The organism is Halomarina salina (assembly GCF_023074835.1).
In the GTDB taxonomy this organism is placed as follows: Archaea; Halobacteriota; Halobacteria; order Halobacteriales; family Haloarculaceae; genus Halomarina; species Halomarina salina.
The window spans coordinates 2780481-2799600 of the sequence record NZ_JALLGW010000001.1; the positions used below are offsets into that span (position 1 = coordinate 2780481).

At 54.3% G+C, this 19120-nt stretch carries 13 protein-coding genes; 11 read left to right on the top strand and 2 right to left on the bottom strand.

Annotated elements, in window-relative coordinates; all coding sequences use genetic code 11:
* The first annotated feature begins 60 nt into the window (after positions 1–60).
* Complete coding sequence (locus tag MX571_RS14280; RefSeq protein ID WP_247417940.1) at positions 61–1593, top strand: flippase; 1533 nt, start codon at positions 61–63, stop codon at positions 1591–1593.
* A gap of 3436 nt (positions 1594–5029) precedes the next feature.
* Entirely contained in the window at positions 5030–5647 is a 618-nt protein-coding gene (locus tag MX571_RS14285; RefSeq protein ID WP_247417942.1) for a hypothetical protein, read from the top strand.
* A gap of 42 nt (positions 5648–5689) precedes the next feature.
* Here the strand turns inward: MX571_RS14285 and MX571_RS22975 are convergent, their stop codons facing one another.
* A complete protein-coding gene (locus MX571_RS22975) occupies positions 5690–5890 on the bottom strand; it encodes a DUF8118 domain-containing protein (RefSeq protein ID WP_465261046.1) in 201 nt (66 codons plus the stop codon).
* Positions 5891–6824: 934 nt separating this feature from the next.
* Here MX571_RS22975 and MX571_RS14290 point away from each other — a divergent pair.
* Entirely contained in the window at positions 6825–7601 is a 777-nt protein-coding gene (locus MX571_RS14290; RefSeq protein WP_247417945.1) for an IclR family transcriptional regulator, read from the top strand.
* Between the two features lie 59 nt (positions 7602–7660).
* Here the strand turns inward: MX571_RS14290 and MX571_RS14295 are convergent, their stop codons facing one another.
* On the bottom strand, positions 7661–8977 hold the full coding sequence (locus tag MX571_RS14295; RefSeq protein ID WP_247417948.1) for an RNA-guided endonuclease InsQ/TnpB family protein: 1317 nt from the start codon (positions 8975–8977) through the stop codon (positions 7661–7663).
* A 372-nt stretch (positions 8978–9349) separates the two neighbouring features.
* Between MX571_RS14295 and MX571_RS14300 the strand changes: the two genes are divergently transcribed.
* The 8 genes from MX571_RS14300 to MX571_RS14335 all read left to right on the top strand — a co-directional run bounded on the left by MX571_RS14300 (position 9350) and on the right by MX571_RS14335 (position 19099).
* Positions 9350–10756, top strand: coding sequence for a Gfo/Idh/MocA family protein (locus tag MX571_RS14300; RefSeq protein WP_247417950.1), 1407 nt, complete (start codon positions 9350–9352; stop codon positions 10754–10756).
* Positions 10757–10904: 148 nt separating this feature from the next.
* Complete coding sequence (locus tag MX571_RS14305; RefSeq protein WP_247417952.1) at positions 10905–12503, top strand: beta-N-acetylhexosaminidase; 1599 nt, start codon at positions 10905–10907, stop codon at positions 12501–12503.
* Positions 12504–12639: 136 nt separating this feature from the next.
* The gene (locus tag MX571_RS14310) at positions 12640–13743 is read left to right on the top strand and encodes an ABC transporter ATP-binding protein (protein ID WP_247417955.1); all 1104 of its coding nucleotides are present in this window, start codon (positions 12640–12642) and stop codon (positions 13741–13743) included.
* A 9-nt stretch (positions 13744–13752) separates the two neighbouring features.
* Positions 13753–14556 (top strand): creatininase family protein, encoded by an 804-nt coding sequence (locus MX571_RS14315; protein ID WP_247417956.1) that lies wholly within the window; start codon positions 13753–13755, stop codon positions 14554–14556.
* A gap of 128 nt (positions 14557–14684) precedes the next feature.
* Positions 14685–16022: an ABC transporter substrate-binding protein gene (locus tag MX571_RS14320; RefSeq protein ID WP_247417958.1), complete on the top strand. Its 1338-nt coding sequence runs from the start codon at positions 14685–14687 to the stop codon at positions 16020–16022.
* 10 nt (positions 16023–16032) lie between these two features.
* Positions 16033–16962 carry a carbohydrate ABC transporter permease gene (locus MX571_RS14325; protein ID WP_247417959.1) on the top strand — a complete coding sequence of 310 codons (930 nt, stop codon included), beginning with the start codon at positions 16033–16035 and terminating at the stop codon, positions 16960–16962.
* A complete protein-coding gene (locus MX571_RS14330) occupies positions 16959–17804 on the top strand; it encodes a carbohydrate ABC transporter permease (protein ID WP_247417960.1) in 846 nt (281 codons plus the stop codon). The genes MX571_RS14325 and MX571_RS14330 overlap by 4 nt, the downstream gene beginning before the upstream one ends.
* 146 nt (positions 17805–17950) lie before the next feature.
* Positions 17951–19099, top strand: coding sequence for a hypothetical protein (locus MX571_RS14335; RefSeq protein WP_247417961.1), 1149 nt, complete (start codon positions 17951–17953; stop codon positions 19097–19099).
* Positions 19100–19120: the final 21 nt, after the last annotated feature.

Sequence of the window (19120 nt, forward strand, 5' to 3'; positions counted from 1 at the left end):
GACGGCTTGGCTATCTAACCGTAACGAAATCTTCTACTAGCATGCGAGTGATTAATTTCTGTGAGTTTGTCCGTTGACAGTCTCGGTGGGCTCGTTAAAAGCGCTGGCATCGTACTTGTTGGAACGGTTATTGCAAACTTCCTCGGAATTTTCGCCGAAATTTTAATTCCCCGCGCATTGCCGCCCACAGTATACGGTCGGCTAGGGCTTGCATATGGAATTATTGGTGCGATGAGTTCACTCGCTATTCTTGGCATTCCAAATGGTGTTACCCGGTTTCTATCGGCAGATAAGTCGACACATAAGCGTCTGGACGTTCTTTGGAGTGGCTATACCATCTCAATCATAGGAAGCGTCGTAGCAGCGGCGGCAATCTATCTTGCACGCTTCGAGATAGCGATTCTTATGGACGATCCGCAGATTGCGCCACTTCTCGTTGCCTTTATACCCTACCTTCTCGCGTTCCCGGTCGCGAAAGTGAGTGTCGGGGTGCTTCGCGCACAAGAACGGACTATTGAAGCAGTTCTGGCACAACAGATTGGCCCACGTGTAGTCGGACTAGCGCTTGCTCTTGGATTCATCACCGTTGAAGAACCCATCTTTGGTGCCTTTGGTTACTGGCTTTCCTTTTCGGTCTTAGGAGCAGCACTGGGACTGTATTTCGTCCACCAATGGGTCGACTTCCGCTCAGTCGTCGTTAGACTTCCAGCACATAAGACGCTCCGTGAGCTGTGGTCATTCTCATGGCCTCTTGCTGCCAGCGCCTCATTGCACATCCTGCTTTCGAATGTCGACATTATCATGTTAGGTTATTTTACTGATTCGGCAACGGTCGGCTATTATCGTGTGATTCAGCCGCTCAAACAGATGGTTTTCTTTTTTACCGGAGCATTCGCTTTTCTCTTTCTACCATTGGCAACGAAACACTACTCTACGGGAGACCTCGCAGGCCTCAACGCGCTTTACACTGTCACAACGAAGTGGATTGTCTGGCTGACGTTTCCTGTCGTCCTTGTGTTTACACTGTTCTCGCCAGGCATAATACGATTATTTTTCGGAGAATCGTACCTTCCCGCGTCTCCTGCGCTCTCAGTTCTAATAGCAGGCTTGTTCTATCGTGTTCTCGTTGGTCTAAATGGTGATATGGTCAAGGCGATTGACCGACCACGGATTGAGTTTTACTCTGCGTTCACTGGGGTCATTGTGAATATCATCATGAATGCGACACTTATTCCACTATTTGGTATCGTCGGTGCAGCGTTCTCGACGGTTGTTGGCTACTTTGTCTACAATACAATCGAAATCATCGCAATCTATCGGGAGATTGGCAGCTATCCATTCTCGGCGGGGGCAGTCAAACCACTCCTTTTGACAGCCTTCGCCGGAATCGGAGTACTAGCTTTTACTTCCGAACAAATGATTGGATTGGTTGTACTCGTAAGCCTCGGCATCACAATGTATGCTGTTGAGTTTGTTTCGATTATTCTTACCCGGAGCATTAGTGACACCGATATTTTACTGATTGAGCAGTTTGAGTCGCGTTTTGACGTCAATCTCACACGACTCAAAAAGATAATTCGCCGTAAGGTGTGACTGGTCACCAAATATCTTCAACACACTCAACTGACCCAGACTGACAAATCTCTCTACCCCAGCGTTGGCGGCGGTTGACATCATTCGAAGTAATACTTAATATTTTGTCCGATAGTTTGAAATTCGTATGGAGGTAGTGCGGTGATAACAGAGCAGTCTATACAATATTAATGGTGAATAGAGAAGTGATGCATTCCACAGTAGGTCAAATGAACTCTGCTATTAGACTGCCGTCGCGTGAGTTACAGTAACTGACTCAACTTCCAAATCCCAACCCCGCCGCCCGCAATGGCCGCTGCAACTCCTATCCAGCGGACTTTTTTAACAGAGAGGCCTCGCAGCCCGGTCGGATTGAGAACAGAAAGCACGACAACGATAGCACAGGCCGCAATGGCATAGATAGGGAGTGTAAGTGCGTTGAGGAACAGCATGCCAAGAAGGCAGAGCAGTTGGGTGCTGACCATCAGGTGCACGAACTTAAGCTGTTTTCTCAATGCGCATTCACCTCTCCGCAGAGGAGGACCATCTCTATTCGGTGCATTGAATATGCCTTGACTTAATCCTGCATGATATGAATCGCGCGGTAAAAGTGATCGCGAGTATCTTTCTTCTCAGTATTTCAGTTGCGTGTCTCTCGATCTCGAAAGCCGATATGCAGGGGTACGAATTATCAATCTACAGAGGGACCCCTATTGGTTTTTGGGTCGGTATAGGGGCGGCGCTATCCATTTCCATCATCACAGCAGGCTGGTTCGAGGGGCGACGATGGCAGCTCGTTGGCGCTGCTGGAGGCGCTATTGCTATCACTATAATAGTTGGGCTACCATTTCTCAGCGGATACGTGTTTTTCGGCCAGAGTGATCCGCTGCAACATCTAGGCTGGGCGAAGGATATCGCTGCACATCGGCCATGGGCTTCACTGAATCCCTATCCTGGCTTGCACTGGCTCGGCGTGGCGCTTCATAGTGCAACCGGACTGCCACTCAATAGAACACTTCTCTTGACGGTTCCGGTGGTATATGGCATCTTTTGCGCCGGAGTATCGCTTTTGACGCGGGAACTCAGCCCACAGGGATTGGTAAATGGGCGGCTCTCTCCTGAGGCGATTGCACTCGCGTTGACTACAGCGACCCCCATCATTATCGGCGTCCGACTTCCCCGGTTGCAACCGATCGCGACCGTCGCTGGTTTGTGCCTTGTCCCACTAACAGTTTGGATAGGGCTTACGTGGCTATTCAACGACAGACGCCCAGTGCAGAAGGCCTGGCTTCCGGCATTCCTCATTCTTGGCTGTGGATTACTCCTCTTTCACCCACAGCAATCTCTTGCGGCAGCGTCGCTGCTTTCTACCACCCTCCTCGTCACTGTCCTGATTGAGCGTCACAGGGCAGGAGCGTTTCTCCGTCCAGGCAAGGTTATCGCGGGGCTGCTAGCGTTGGGGGCAGCGTTGTACTTCTGGCTGATTACTCGACGTGTATTTGTCAGTGCTATCGGAGCCCTGACAACTGGTTTTCTCGCAGATACATCCGCGTCACAAACAGTGTCACCGGGGAGTGCGTTTAGTGCTATCGGCGGGAGCGTTCCTCTCCTGTTCGCGAAGACACTATCCGTTCAGGCAGCAGTCGCTATCGTGTCGGTTGTGGTCTTCGTTGTCGTTGGGACATTTGTGGTCCGTGCATGGTACAATGACGACTGGAGAAGTATCTCGACGTCGACCCGCAAGATATTCGCTTTTCTGGTGGGTTTCGTCCCGATTCTCGTCCTATTCGTAGTGTATCTGGCCGCGAATGGCCCAGCGCAAGCGCTCCGCTACGCTGGCTTGCTCGTAGGACTGGGCACACCTGTCGTTGCTATCGCACTCTACCACATCCAACGCTTTAGCACTCCGCGCATGGGTCGGGGCGCGGTGGCGCTTGTCATTCTCGTCGCTGCAACGGTGGCGACCCCAGCAATGTTTGGGTCACCTTACATCTACGTCGGTAACTCGCAAGTGACTGAGGCCCAACTGACAGGATACGACTGGTTATTTGAACACACTCGTGAGGGGCCGATCTCGTCCGTCGATACGGACGTCCAACGGCAAATCATCGCGTTATACGGCTACCGTCCCGCTCTTAGTTCTAAAATCAAGACGATTGGGAGCTCTCGCGGAGATACTCTCGCCGCAGCTCATTTCAATGAGTCGTGGGTTCAGTCTATCAATAGCTCTTGGTATCTCGTGAGTACCGCCTCTGCCCGCGAGCAGCAGATTGGATTATACAATGAGTTGCGATTTTCAGAGCGTGACTTCCAGCGGTTGAGCCTGTCAAGAGGGGGCGCAACAATATACTCAAACGGAGATGTTCGCGTGCGGAGGCTGGCGGGACCAAACCGAACCTCCCTGCAGATTCCCTCGAAACCCGAGCAATAGTACACTCCGAGAGACAGAAGCAACTGCTGGGAGATAAGATTTAACTCCTTCGTTGGGAAGACAATCTATGGTCAATAAGGCGGGAAAACCAGCCACCCTCTTACTCCCGGTGAGGAACTAACCGACAATGATGCCCCCCGGAATGCGGTCACCGGCATTGTAGTCTCGCTGGCAACAGCCGTGACGTACTTGCTGGTTCAAAAACCCTTCGTGGCAGCGGTAGTAGGGGTTCTTATACTCGGCGTGGCCTCTCTCATCGAAAAGTGCTCTTGAACAACTGCCGCCCACGGCGCAAACTTTGAGACCACCGCGAACGTATCAAACGATGCCCGCCCCGTCAACGAGACTCACCTACCCAGTCCCGTCGTTGAACGCCGGGGCATCGGTGTTTGCGTCGCCTGCTATTGAGGGGTCGTGATAGGCTTCGATTCTTGCATATGGGAAACGACGTACTGGAGCAGAAGATTGAGTAGGTACTACTGGATTGCTGCCTTATTACGTCGTTGGCTGCGCACCCACAGTGTGCGTCATATTCGCTGAAAATCTCACGTCTCTGAATACCGACAAAGGATGCGGAGCAACGATTCGCACACATGAACCAGCGAGTGGGCACAACCGGGCAGGCGATTATGGCGCGTTGGACAGTGACTGCTTAGCGACCAACCGAGCATCGTCGACAGCTATCTCACCAAACAACGGGTCGTTTTCGAGCGTTTGCAGGACTGCGTGAACAGGTTCGATAAACTCGAATAGGAGGTGAACACCACGAGCGAATCCGCTACTGGTGCGTTCGCTTTCCAAAACACCATACGTGGCGGCATTGCCGATATGGCTGTTGACGGTTTCTTGGGTGTAGATATCTCGGTCAGTCGACTCACTCCTGTGAACTCCCCAGCCCTATTGGCTCGATACGCTCACTCCGTGCGGACGGCGTCGTAGCGCCCCCTCTTGCAGATAACTGTCACCGCCGAAAACGGTCATTTCTGCCGCGAAAACATTCACATTTGTAGGGTCGAACGAGAGCGTATGGACGAGACGCATCGGGAGATCAAAGGACAACTGACCACGAATCTCAAACCGGGGAGACGACTGCCGCCACAGGAATGTTCATATTGCGCTCGAGATTTTGACCCAGAGGGGCCGTTGTTGTGCGAAGTCGTCCGATATGATAATCGCGCTGGTGAGGTCAGTCTTGACGAACTATTCACGCTCTGGGTTCCAGCCAGAGGTCGGTGTTCGTACTGTGAAACCGACACGCTAGCGCCTGGAACGGTCGGCTTCGACGAAGCCCTCGTCAGGATCGATGTTGAGCGAAGCGCGGACGGGTGGTGCATTAAGAGTACGGATATCGAACTCGTCGATTACTCGGTTGCGGGAGATGGGCATCCGGCACCCTGTTCAATTGGACTGGAGGTTCGCTCCTCAGAGACAGTTCCCCATCGGGAGGGGCAAGTGCTGGTTAACTTGGAAGCCGGCCGCTGGGTCGTCTTGGAGTGGAAGCTCAAAACCCGATTCACCCTCCTGGATGAGAGTAGATCCGAGATAGGTCAAGATGAATACGAACGGTTCGAGGAGGAACTCGGACCACTCGAAAAGCTGCCACCGTCGTTGGTCAACTTGATCGAGTCAAAAGCTCCCGAGTAGCGACGACAACTGTCACTGGGGGTCGTTCTCGACGATGCAGTCTCACTCAACGGATCGTCTTACCTGACACCCGTTCTGGCCGTTTTTCGTCTTCCGACCATACTCAGCAGAATTGTGAATGGTCTCGCGATGGCGCGCCTCTCGACGACACTCGCTACACTGATAGTACACACTTCCGCTTGGAATGCCGTCTGGCCCGTACTCGGTGTGTGGCCCGGTGATGAGCAGTGTTAGCCGTTCCACGTCCTTGACCGATCCATCAGGTCGCAGTGGTAGCTCGCCATCTGGGCCAGTGAGAAACTAGGAGTGGTTTACTCCGAAAACACGCCTGTGGAGACTGCGACCGCTGTGTCAACCCGGATGGTTGATGCACGTCACGTCGTCGAAGCAGGAAGCCCCCTGCCTCGAGGAGCCGCCGAAGGCGGCGAGTAGGCAGGGGTAGTTCACGAGTAGAACAGAGACGATTGGCAATCGGCAGAGGACAGGAGCCTTCTTAGAGCCAGAAGTAATTACCCAAATATATCGAATGATGAGATAGCGGTAGTCAATTCCGAGCATGTATCCGTGAGAAATCGCCAGAGGGAGTCCAGACAGACCAATCTTCGCACGAAACGCTCCATTTATTGCTGCGCTCAACCACAAACACGACATCTCACAGACTGAGATAGTGGGCATGTAGGAATTCCACGGAAAACGGTCTACAATTGGCTCGCGGGGCTCGAAGAACACCCAATCAAGGACGCGACTCGAGACGCCGATCGACCAAGCGACCGCCGAAGCTTCATGTGGACGAATGGAATCAGGTTGAGGCGTACTTCGCGGACTCCCCTGAGAAGGATTGATATGACACCGCTCGATGGGCACCGTCGTTCGTCCAACAATTTCTGCTCGAGAATGCGGAATCGAGTACGCACTCGTACATATTCGACGCTTGCTGCGACCACCGGTTCCAAATTAACGCAGCAATGGATTTGCTCCCTCACTTATTTATATGTCATAGGTTCCTACATTCTCTGCTCCATTCGACAAATGAGTAAATACATTTGATAGCTCGTAGGCGAATTCTGTGAAGTGCGTCCATGGGGGAGGGTGGCCAAGAAAGACAGGGGAGTAATCGAAAGCGCGATGGTCGTTTGATATTCCCAATCACTATTGTTGGGGAGCGTTACTGGGGACTATGAACGATTCAAGGCAGCCTCGACGCATCAAATCCGTCGACAGAGCGTTTGATATTGTCGAAGCGCTCCGAAAGAACGGAGCAACGACTATTTCGGAGCTCGCTGAGGAGGTTGACCTCTCTCCAGGCACGATTCACACCTATCTGACGACACTGGAATCACGTGGGTACGTGCAATCAGATGATGGCGTGTACAGTGTAGGGCTCTTCTTCCTCCCGATGGGTGAGCACGCCCGAGCAAACACAAGGCTCTATGAGGCAGGCAGATCAGTTGCTGATGAACTTGCCGAAGAGACAGGAGAGGCAATTCATCTCATCGTCGAAACCAATATGCACGAGATTGCCCTCTACGAACAGTTCGGTCCGAATGCAGTCGGCCAAGAGATCTACATGAAGAATCAGGGGACACCAAAGCGAAATCTTCACTGTTCGGCTGCTGGTAAGGCGATTCTCGCCCATCTCGATGACGCGTACCGCGCTGAAATCCTCGATGACTACAGTTTTGACGCCTATACACAATCTACGGTTACTGACCCGGAACAACTTCGTGAAGAGCTGGCCACGATTCGAGAGAGTGGGGTGGCGCTCAACGATGAAGAACAGATTTCTGGACTCCGTGCCGTTGGTGCGCCCGTCTTGACAGAAAGCGGTGTAGAGGGCGCAATTAGCCTCTCAGCGCCTGTCAGCCGAGTACAAGGTGACCGATTCGAATCAACATTTCCTAACCACGTGCGCCAAGCTGCGAACATCATTGAGGTGAACTTACAAGCCACCTGATATCATCCCGCGCCTGAAGACACGGGAATCCCACGGCACCGCACCGCTGAGTTGGGATATTACGGTTTGCAGTCCACCACCTCTGTCCGAGGTTGGAATCCTCGGGAGAGGTCATGAAGGTAGACTCCGGGCTGTGCCAACCAGCCGGTACTCCTATCTCCGCCCAAGTTGGGCGCAGACTCGGAGTTACTTTCGTTGATGTTGAGACGGATGTTTTCCGCCCCGTTCACGTCAGCATTGAACGCCGCATCACACGACTCGCACACGTACAACCCGCGCTCGACACGCTGACTATCGTCCTTTCTACCGCAGACGCAACACGTCTTGCTCGTGTCGCGCTCTGAAACTCCTACGACTTCGATACCCGCGACTTTCGCTTTGTATGTGAGTAGCTTCGTGAAGCGGTCGAACGCCCATCCGTGCAAGTCGAGGTTGCCGTGCCGACCCCAGTTCTTTGACTCGCCGTTTTCGTCGTCGCGGATACCAGCGAGCTTGCCGATGTTGATGCGGCACACGCCGTTCTCGACACACCGTTCAACGATATGTTTGGCGAGGGAGTGGAAGATGTGCGTGCGGCGCTCCGACCATTTCGCGTGCAGACGAGTGGCTTCAGAACCCCCGCTGTCATCGCACTTGGCGATTTCTTTCGGGAAGTAGTACCCGTCTTGCTTCAAGCGGTTGCCGGGATACAAGTCGGCTTCTTCGGTGCTGTATGAGACCGCAGCGAAGTTACAGATGCCGAGGTCGATACCAGCCGTCTCGTCTCCCGGTGCGTCAGGGGTGTCCACTTCGTGTTTGCAGACGAGGTGCAACCCCCACTGTCGCTTGGCCGGGTCGTAGACCGCCCGGACTTGCTGGATGTTTTCGACAGTGGTCTCGGGACGAGTCTCGTACTCGATGAGGATGTAGTCCCAGTCTCGCGGGTGGTCTTTGTGATTCGTCCCTTTCGAGAGACGAACTCGCTCGTTCTTCGTGTCGTGACGGATGCCTTTCTGTTTCCACGTCACCGTGCTTCGTGGGTGTTCTTCGTGGACGCGGTTGCCGTGGTCGTCGTAGTAGTTTTTCTTGCGGTATCCGGGCGGGTTTGCTCGGGCGTCTTCCTTGCGTTTGCCGAACCACGAGGTGAAGGCTTCAGCGAGTTCTTCCAGAACGCGCTGACTGGACTGACTGTGCAGTCCCTTGTAGGTTGGATGCGTCTTCAGCTCGCGTTTGAGTTCGGCTTCGTCGGGAATCTCGCCCGTGTCATCCCACTGTTCGCGGGAGAAGTAGTTAGCGACGTTCCACAGCTTCGACGCACTCCACCCGTGACAGTCGAGCATCTCAGCCACTTGTGAGTAGTTGAGGATTTTGGCTCGGTAGGTGCGGTGGGTGTGCATCGTGAAACGCGCTCATAAGTGTGACAGAGGCGTGGACTCATAACAGAGCTAGTGGTGTTATGAGTACCGCTAACTGACTCCCGACGCTGGCTCCTGCTGTTTGTTATCGTCAAACACACTTTTGCATGAGGTAATTCCTCCACAGAAGGCCGCAAAGAGAGCAACCCAACCCAATCCGAGCAGAGTCGATTACCTACGAACCGTTGTCGTTCACCAAATAGAACAGTCCTTCACCCGTATTACTGGCTTCGCGGACCACTGCGTAAATATCAAACGTCATCAGGAGACAGTCTAACGAGTCGGTTTGTGTTAGTTTCCTGTTGGTTATTCAAAAATATTTATTAATGCATGTCACAACTGGTAACGCGCAGCATGCAGCGACGCAAATACCTCAAAGGCATGGCGACGGCCGCAGGAATCGTCACAGTCTCATCCACTGGGAACGCCCAAGTTTGGGACTCCGATGAACTATCGAAGGGTGAGGAACCAAAGAACCCGTCACCTCCACGAAAGGGCGACTCAGTAATGGGGCTCACAGATCAAATCGATACAGTCAATGTAGGCATTATCGGCCTCGGAAACCGAGGCTTCTCGATGACCCAACTCATCGATGCGATGGCACCCGACAAAGGAGTAATCAAGGCCATCTGTGATATCCGGGAAAAACCAGTCGAGGAGATGTCCGACTGGATTAAAGAAGAAGGAAAGAACGACCCACCAGCGACATACTCGGGGTCGAAAAACAGCTGGCGAAAGCTGGTCCAGCGAGATGACCTCGACCTCGTCTTCGTCTTTACTCCTCACCAGGCACACACACCGATGGCGGAGTATGCGATGAAGAAAGGGAAGCACGTCGCTGTCGAAGTACCAGCGGCTACGACGATCCAGGAATGCTGGACACTGGTCGACACTGCTGAAAAGACCCAGAAGCAGTGCGTGATGCTTGAGAACGTCTGCTACTTCGATATAGAGATGTGGGTCCTCAACATGGTCCGCCAAGGGGTGTTCGGTGACAAACTCACCTATGCCTCTGGAGGGTACATCCATAATCTTGTCGCAGAGTACTTCTTCGAAGCGTACTGGAAGGATTGGCGGTCGAAGAACCACCGTAAATACAAGGGTGATCTCTATCCGACTCACGGACTGGGGCCGATTGCCTTCTACATGGGTATCAATCGCGGTGACCGGTTAGAGTACATCGCGAGCCAGGAGAGCCCAGAGACTCAGCTGACTGAACGGGCTAAGGAGTTGCCCGAAGACCATTGGGCCCATGGCGCTGACGACTGGGCGAACGGTGACACGACGCGTTCGGAGATTCTAACGGAACAGGACCGCCAAATCCACCTGCAATTCGACGTAAAGACGAACAGAGGGTATAGTAGAAAGAACGAACTCGCGGGAGTCGATGCGTACCACGAAGGATTCCCAAGCCAACTCGCTGTCGACAGCGAGGGCCATGGGTTCGTCGACGATGCAACCTACGACCAGTACTATGAGGAGTATCGACACCCGCTCTGGGTCCAGATGGAAGAAATTGCCGAAGAGTACGGTGGCCATGGTGGTGGAGATTTCCTCGAGATCTACCGGCTCTTCGATGCGTTCAACGATGGCCGGCCACCCGACATGGACGTCTATGATGCAGCGGCCTGGAGTGCAGTGAGGCCGCTTTCGGCAACGTCCATCGAATATGGTGGCATCCCGGTCAAGTTCCCAGACTTCACTCGTGGTGACTGGCAGAACAAACGCAAGCTACAGGTGATGGACTTCGACACCATCTGAATCGAGTTCACACTGACAACACGGCCATCGAGGAGATGGCCTTCGGTTAGCTTCCGCAACGCACCGATTTATTCAGCGACCTTGTATTATCCAATTGCAAGTTAATCTAGAATAACTATTTATATATTGCATTTAACTCCAGACATGCATGCCAGACGATAGCAACTTCCGAAGACGTAGCGTGCTGCGAGCCATTGGCGGTGTCAGTGCGGTGTCTCTGGGGGTCGGCACCGCGAGCGCACGGTGCAAAGAATCAACAGATGCAGCAAGATTGGAGACGCTCGTACCGGTCCCGGTCGACGTAACATCGACCGGTAGAGGCTACACAATCACTGACGCGACGACGATTACGGTCGAAGATGCCACAGCAGAAGGTGTGGCCGAGTACCTCGCAGAGTTCCTCAGAGCGCCGACTGGGTACGATCTGCCAATCAAGACGCATCAGGGAAGGGGCGGGAGAGACACTATCTCCCTGCAACTCAGCGAGCCAAGCTCTGGAGACCATGAGCAGGGCTATCGACTCCGAAGTAATCCAAGTGGGCTTACAATCCGCGCGAACGAACCTGCAGGATTGTTCGCGGGTGTTCAAACACTTCGGCAACTACTCCCACCGGCCATCGAGCATGATACCGAACAATCGACAGAGTGGACCGTCCCGGGAGGACACATCCGTGATTACCCGCGATTCGACTACCGGGGAGCTCATCTCGACGTCGCTCGACATTTCTTCGACGTAGAGACAGTCAAGCAGTTCATCGATTACCTAGCCCAGTACAAGGTCAACCACCTCCACCTGCACCTTACTGACGACCAGGGCTGGCGCATCGAAATCGATAGTTGGCCCAACCTCACGGACGAAGGAGCAGACTCAGAAGTCGGCGGTGGGCCAAGTGGGTACTATACGAAAGAGGAGTATGCAGAACTCATCGAGTACGCTCAACGCCGATACGTCACCATCATCCCGGAGATCGACTTGCCGGGACACACGGGTGCGGCCCTCGAGTCTTATGCCGAACTCAACTGTGACGGGACGAAACGCGAGGAGGATACAGGAACGAATGTTGGTGACACGACGCTATGCATCGACAAGGATGTGACCTACGAGTTCGTTGATGACGTCATCCGCGAAGTGGCAGAGATGACGCCTGGGCCCTACATCCACATTGGTGGTGATGAGGCTCACGTTGTCAGCGACTCGGAGTATAACACCTTCATGGACCGGGTAGTCCCGATCGTCCAGAAATACGGAAAGCGTCCAATCGGGTGGCACCAGATTCTTGATGCAGAGCCCCCGTCTGAGACGATTGCTCAGTACTGGTATACGGGTCATGATGCTCCCGACGTGGCTGAAGCCGCACAGAACGGACACGATCTTATCGCCTCACCGGCGAGCCACGCGTATATGGATATGAAGTACAACGAGGATACCGAGTTGGGTCTCGACTGGGCGGGTCTTACATCCGTCAAAGACGCCTACGATTGGGATCCGGGTAGCTTCCTCAACGGGGTCGATGAGTCGGCCATCATGGGTCCTGAAACGGCACTCTGGTCGGAGACCCTGGAGACGCTCGAAGACATCGAATTCATGTTCTTCCCTCACTTTCCCCCTGTCGCGGAGTTAGGTTGGTCACCTGCTGCCAAGACGGATGAATGGGACGAATTTGAACATCGCCTCGCCGCACAGGCTTCACGCTGGGAGATCCAAGGTGTCAATTATTATCAAACGCCACAAGTTCCCTGGCCGTGAGGGAGCCGTAATCCGCCACCTTCCGGAGGTAACCATTGAGAGAGATTGAGATAGGAGACCATCTCTTTGATATCGCTGCTGATGATTCACGCCGATACCTTTTTTGTTCCCAGCGACACAGAAGTTGCGTAATAGTATGAGTAGGGTCCGATTGTCGAACGTGTCAAAGGTATATGGTGACGACGTTCTCGCCGTCAAGGAGGTCGATCTCACTGTCCGTGATGGTGAATTCCTCGTGTTGGTCGGGCCCTCCGGCTGTGGAAAGTCAACGACCCTTCGTATGATCGCAGGGCTTGAGACGATCACACAGGGAGAAATCGAGATTGGCGAGACGGTCGTCAACGATGTGCGGCCCCAGGACCGGAACATCGCGATGGTGTTCCAGAATTATGCGCTGTACCCGCATATGACTGTCCGAGAGAACATGTCGTTCGGGTTGCGCCTCTCAAAGCAGTTCGGTGATGACGAGATTTCAGGGCGAGTCGAGGATGCCGCGAATCTGCTCGAGATACCTGAGCTTCTCGATCAGTATCCCAAGCAGCTTTCGGGAGGGCAACAGCAACGGGTGGCACTGGGCCGATCGATCGTCCGCGACCCAGACGTGTTCCTGATGGACGAACCACTGTCAAACCTTGACGCGAAATTGCGGACCCAGATGCGGACGGAACTCCAGCGCATCCAAGACGACCTGGGTGTAACGACAATCTACGTTACGCACGATCAGACCGAAGCGATGACGATGGGCGATCGCATCGCCATCCTCAACGACGGTGAACTCCAGCAGGTCGCTGAGCCAGAGGTGTGTTACGACCAGCCGAACAACAAATTTGTCGCTGGCTTCATCGGCTCGCCCAGCATGAACTTCTTCGACGTCGAAGTCACGCCAGCTGGCGATAGCGTGCAGGTCGCCGGTGACGGCATCGAGACGACGATTCCAGCGACGATGGAGGCTGGTGACTACACACTCGGTATCCGCCCGGAAGATCTCTCTATCGCCTCCGACGAGGAGCGATTCCAAGCCATAGTCGATGTCGTTGAACCGATGGGCTCGGACAACTTCCTATATCTCCATCCACCAGACGGCGATCAGGAGATCATCGCTCGCGTCGGGAGTGATTATCACCCAGAGTCAGGGGAGAAAATCGCGCTCGACTTCGCAGCGAACGACGTCCACTTCTTCGACGAGACGGGCGAGCGCATCATGCTCAGTGACGAATCCGACCCGATGAAGGCACCTTAACAGCAGCTCATGATTTACGAATCTATCGGCGCAACTGACAGTGAATGGGCCAGTAAATCCTACCCGGAGATTCAAGAGACTGCGAACGCCGATGGGTCGGTCCTTGTCGTTCCAGTCGGGAGTATCGAGCAACATGGTCATCACCTCCCAGTAGCGACTGATACTATCCTCGTTGACGCAGTCGTCTCCGGTGCCTCCGAAAAACTCGACGATGAGATACCCCACCTCGTGACGCCACCTGTCTGGAGTGGGTTTTCGCCTCATCACCTCCCATTTGGAGGAACGCTTTCCCTTGACTTCAACCACCTTCAGACGGTCCTCGAAGATGTTGCACAAACGGGACTCGAAAACGGGTTCGATGCAGTCTGTTTCGTGAACGGTCATGGTGGGAATGCATCGCTCATTGATGCCGTTGTCAGTACGGTAGGAACGTCGACAGACGCCGAAGTACTCGGAACGACGTACTTCACGCTCGCATCCGACGAAATTCACAACCTTCGGGATAGTGACATTGGAGGGATGGCACACGGTGGTGAGTACGAGACATCACTCATGCTCCACCTCCGGCCGGAGTTGGTCGCCGACACAGACCAGCGTGAGGCGACAGCGTGGGATGAGCACTACGAGTGGGGTGGCAGCGACTTATTGGACAGCGGACCGCTTGCCGTCTATCGGTCGTTCGATGAGTACTCAGCCTCAGGGGCAATCGGCGCACCGGAGTTAGCGAGCGCCGAGAAAGGCGCCCGTATCTACGATATCGTCACAAGCGAACTCGCGGCAGTGTTCGTCGCAATTCACGAACATAATCGGTAGCGTTCTGTTTGCGCTGAAAAAGTCTCATCGAACGCTGTTATCAGGAGGTACAGTACGTCAATAGGGAGATACAGTCCGAGTACAATGGTCAGGAAGTTTTAATATGAGTCACTGTGTTATGCCCACAGATGCCTAACGAGAAGACTGACTCACCTGGGGAAGGGAGCTTGGATCGGCGGAGGATGCTCGAAGCCATCGGTTCGGGCGGTATTATCGCCCTCGCTGGTTGTCTTGGTGGTGGGGGCGGTGGAAACGGATCGGGTGGTAATGGGAGCGGTGACGGTGGGAAGCAGACCATCCAATTCCTTACGATGGGTGTTGGTGACAACATCAGGCAGTTCTTCGAGGAGAACAATGCCACGTTCGAAGAGGAACACAACGTGAACATCGAGTTCACGAGCGTGACATGGGACAACGCCCAGCAGACAGTCAACAACCGAGTTGACGGGAATAAAGCGCCTGACGTCGCTCGCTGGCCAGCTCGCTGGATTCCACAACTCGCGGATAAAGATGCTCTGACGCCAATCTCCGACATGATGGAAAGCGATTGGGGGAATCGCTTTTATGAAGGGATGGCTGAGGGCTGTAAGTACAACGGCGAGTATTACGGTGCCCCCTGGGCAGCATCGAACAAGTGTCTATACTACAATAAGAGCGTCTTCAAGCAAGCGGGGCTCGACCCGGAGAACCCCAAACTGGACACGTGGGACGATATGCTGGCTGCCGCGAAAAAGATCAAGGCAAACACGGATACCCCTGCACTCGGCCTCGCGGGTGCCGATGCCATTGAAACGGGGTCACAGTACTACCACTACCACTGGTCGTACGGAGCGGACCTCGTCGACGACAGCGGTGCCCCAGTCGTCAACTCCAAGGAGGCAGCTCAAGCACTAGGCTTTTACTCGGATCTTCACCTAAAGCACAAGGTCACCCAGTCATCGCCGCTCTCCTCGACTCGACAAGACATCCGGCAGCTGTTCGAGACCGGTTCCCTTGGAATGGTCATTGCCCACGTCTACACGGGTCTCAACATCAAGAAAGCAAAAGAGAACGGTGAGGTTGATTTCGACTTCGGCATCGTTCAGGTACCTAAGGGACCTGGTGGCCGATTCAGTCTGAACACGATCGACTCTGTCGCAATCTTCGCCCAGAGCGAGGCCACTGAGATGGCGAAAAACCTGCTGAAGTTCTACTTCAAAGAGGATCGCCACTTCGAGTACGCGACCAACAAAGGATTCATGCCTACGATGAAGGCCGTTGGTGATCGAGACCACTTCCAGAACTCGAAAATTTGGAAGCCCTATATCGAGGCAGGAGAGTACGCCCGAGCGCGACCGAAGCTCTCGAACTTCAACCAGTTCAACACCCGAATGGTCCAGGCGATCCAGGAAGCCCTGGCCGACCAGAAGTCGCCTCAGAAAGCGCTGGACGATGCCCAGGCAGACCTCAAAGAGGCGATGAAGTGACCATCAACAGATGAGTATTGCCGAAGAGTATACGCAGTCGACAGCAGATTCCCGCCTTGAGCGGACCCGACAGTATCTCTGGAAAAACCGGTACGCATACCTGCTGATACTGCCGACGATCGTGTTTCTCGTGGCCGTCGTCGGCTACCCGATCTTTGAGACATTTCGTCTCTCACTATACCAGTCATCGGCTGGCTCGACGTTCGTAGGCCTCCAGCACTACCGCGAAATCATCGACAGCAGCATCTTCCCACTGTTGCTTCGCCAGACAGCACGGTGGGTCGTTCTCGGCGTCGTTGGAAAGACACTGCTGGGCCTGTTGATCGCTCTCCACCTCAACCACGATATTCGGGGACGGAAGTTCTTCCGCACAGCGTTCCTTATCCCATGGGGGATTCCCTACGCGATCTCGGCCGTCGTGTTCCGCTGGATCGAACACCCCCAGTATGGCTACCTCAACGCGATCTTGCTGAAGCTGGGACTCATCGATCAAGGAATCGGTATCCTCGGCAATCCAGACACTGCTTGGATTGGCGTTGTGGTTGCCGACGTCTGGATCGGGACGCCGTTCATGGCAATAATCTTCCTCGCCGGGCTCCAGTCCATCCCGGAGGAGTTGTATGAAGCCGCCGCTATCGATGGCGCAGAGAAGTGGCAACAGTTCCGCTACGTCACGCTCCCTCAGCTCAAGTCCGTCGTTATGATCGCGACGCTGCTCTCGACGATTTGGACCTTCGTCAGCTTCGACGTCATCTGGACGATGACGCGAGGCGGCCCGATCAACACGACGTCGACGCTCATCATCTGGATCTACCAGGTCGGCATCGAAAACGGGAACATCGGGAAGGGGGCAGCGTTCAGCGTCATCAGCTTCCTAATCCTGATGGTGTTCGCCGTTATCTACCTGCGAATCTACACCAGCGGAGATGATGAGCTATGACTGTCGCGGGTCAGCGCCGAAGCAGCCTGCGCAAAGTCCGTATCTACGGCATGTTACTCGCCTTACTCGGGGTCATGATGTTCCCGTTTTACGCGATGTTCTCCACAACGATCAAGTCCGAATCGGCAATATTCGCCAGCCCAGCAGATCTGGTTCCGGCTCAGCCGTCGTTCGACGCCTACATTGAGGTGTGGGGCCAGACTGATGTCCTGCTGTGGGTTGGCAATAGCTTCCTGATCTCACTGGGGACAGTCTTAGTCACGCTGCTGCTCGCGATTCCAGCTGCATACTCCTGTGCGAGGAACGACTTCATCGGGAAGCGAACATTCCTACTGGCCGTGCTGGTCGTACAAATGTTCGCTCCCGTCGTGTTAATTGTCGGTCTATTCGACGTAATCACCACGCTCGGGGTGTACAACAGCTACCTAGCCGTTATTATACCTGCGGCAGCGTTCACGCTACCGTTCAACATCTGGATGCTGTATGGGTATTTCAAGACGATTCCAGTTTCGTTAGAAGAATCCGCACGCATCGACGGTGCCTCGCAGTTGCAGGTACTCACGAAAATCGTGTTGCCCCTCACGAAGCCCGCGCTAGTCGCGAGTGTCACCTACACGTTCCTCTATGCGTGGAACCGGCTGCTGTTCGTTCTCACCTTCCTTACGGACGCATCGAAGTACAACATACCACGTGGGGTGTTCTCCATGGTCGGGGCGCTGCAGACCGACTGGCGGATGATGTTGACCGTCTCGGTAATCGGGATTCTACCGCTGTTGATCCTGTTTGCCTTCCTCGAAGAGTACATCGTCAGTGGGATGACCGCTGGCGCTGTAAAGGAGTAACTCCTTCTCTACGTTTCTCTGCGCTCTGCTTCTGGCGCACCAGAGATGCAAATAATGGTGACTCGGCAAGGACTGCTGTCGTGACTGCAGATGTTAGCGTCCTGCACCACCCGGTGAATTAACCTCTCTCCGTTCATGCTCCGCTCATGGAGTTCGCAATCTGGGGCTATCCGTGGGACATCCGTGATGAGGGGCCGGAAACCGTCGAACAGCGCCTCCGAGAAATCGGAATCGACGAACTCAACCTGGCGACAAACTACCATAGCGTGCAAGCGTTCGCTCCCCACAACCCGGAGCGCCGAACGCACTTCGCCCACGCGAGTTCGTATTTCGTTCCCGACGAGCGCTATGGCGCACTCGAACCCGTCCCCTATGAAGGGATGGACGGCGACTGGGTGAAAGCGATTGCTGAACGCTGGTCTGACCTAACACTCAACTCATGGACGATCGGCTGTCACAATTCCCGTCTTGGAATGGCTACTCCAGAAGCCACGATAGAATCGCCACACGGTGATGACCTCGTCTTCGGGCTCTGCCCATCGAACCCAGCCGTCCAAGAGTATCTCATCTCGCTCATCGGTGACATCTCAGACCGCGATACGTTCGACCGCATCGAATTGGAGACGTTCGATTACTTCTACGGGACCGGCTTTGGGTGGCACCACCAGAAGATCCATGCTCGACTCGGGGCGCTCGGTGAGTTCCTATTCGGCCTCTGCTTCTGTGATCACTGCCGGGCGACTGCAGCTGACGCTGGTATCGATGTCGACGCCGTTCGCACCACAGCTACCGAGACTCTTGATGCTATCATCGACGGTCGTGTTCCGTACGATCTCAGACCAGAGCAGTGGCTCCACTCACATCCTGCTGTCGCTGATTACGTCGACAGACGTGAGGACACCCTTACTGACCTGTATGCCGATCTCGCTACTGTGAGTGGTGAGACGCCGCTCGGTTACTACGTCGGAATGCCCGAAGCTGGCCGAGAATGGATGGCAGGCGTCGACCTTGAACGACTGGCAAATCATGTCGACTACTACTGCCTGCCCGCCTACAAATCGTCATGCGAGGCTGTCCTCGAAGCATACCAGACTGTTCAGACGCTCAGCCCCGACATCCCATTACACGTCGGTATACTTCCCGGACATCCAGCCATTCACGACGAAGCTACTGTCGTCGACATCGTAGATGGACTCCATACCGAAGGCGTCCCGCGTGTGTCGTTTTACAATTACGGCCTTCTCCCAGAGCAGTCATTGGAGTGGATTGAGACTGCGATTACCAACCTTCACTGACGAACAGTGGTCTGGATGACA

Coding starts and splice junctions, on each gene's coding strand:
- MX571_RS14315 (WP_247417956.1), top strand. CDS start 13,753: ATGATTTACGAATCTATCGGCGCAACTGACAGTGAATGGGCCAGTAAA.
- MX571_RS14305 (WP_247417952.1), top strand. CDS start 10,905: ATGCCAGACGATAGCAACTTCCGAAGACGTAGCGTGCTGCGAGCCATT.
- MX571_RS14335 (WP_247417961.1), top strand. CDS start 17,951: ATGGAGTTCGCAATCTGGGGCTATCCGTGGGACATCCGTGATGAGGGG.
- MX571_RS14320 (WP_247417958.1), top strand. CDS start 14,685: ATGCCTAACGAGAAGACTGACTCACCTGGGGAAGGGAGCTTGGATCGG.
- MX571_RS14290 (WP_247417945.1), top strand. CDS start 6,825: ATGAACGATTCAAGGCAGCCTCGACGCATCAAATCCGTCGACAGAGCG.
- MX571_RS14325 (WP_247417959.1), top strand. CDS start 16,033: ATGAGTATTGCCGAAGAGTATACGCAGTCGACAGCAGATTCCCGCCTT.
- MX571_RS14310 (WP_247417955.1), top strand. CDS start 12,640: ATGAGTAGGGTCCGATTGTCGAACGTGTCAAAGGTATATGGTGACGAC.
- MX571_RS14295 (WP_247417948.1), bottom strand. CDS start 8,977: ATGCACACCCACCGCACCTACCGAGCCAAAATCCTCAACTACTCACAA.
- MX571_RS14330 (WP_247417960.1), top strand. CDS start 16,959: ATGACTGTCGCGGGTCAGCGCCGAAGCAGCCTGCGCAAAGTCCGTATC.
- MX571_RS14300 (WP_247417950.1), top strand. CDS start 9,350: ATGCAGCGACGCAAATACCTCAAAGGCATGGCGACGGCCGCAGGAATC.
- MX571_RS14285 (WP_247417942.1), top strand. CDS start 5,030: ATGGACGAGACGCATCGGGAGATCAAAGGACAACTGACCACGAATCTC.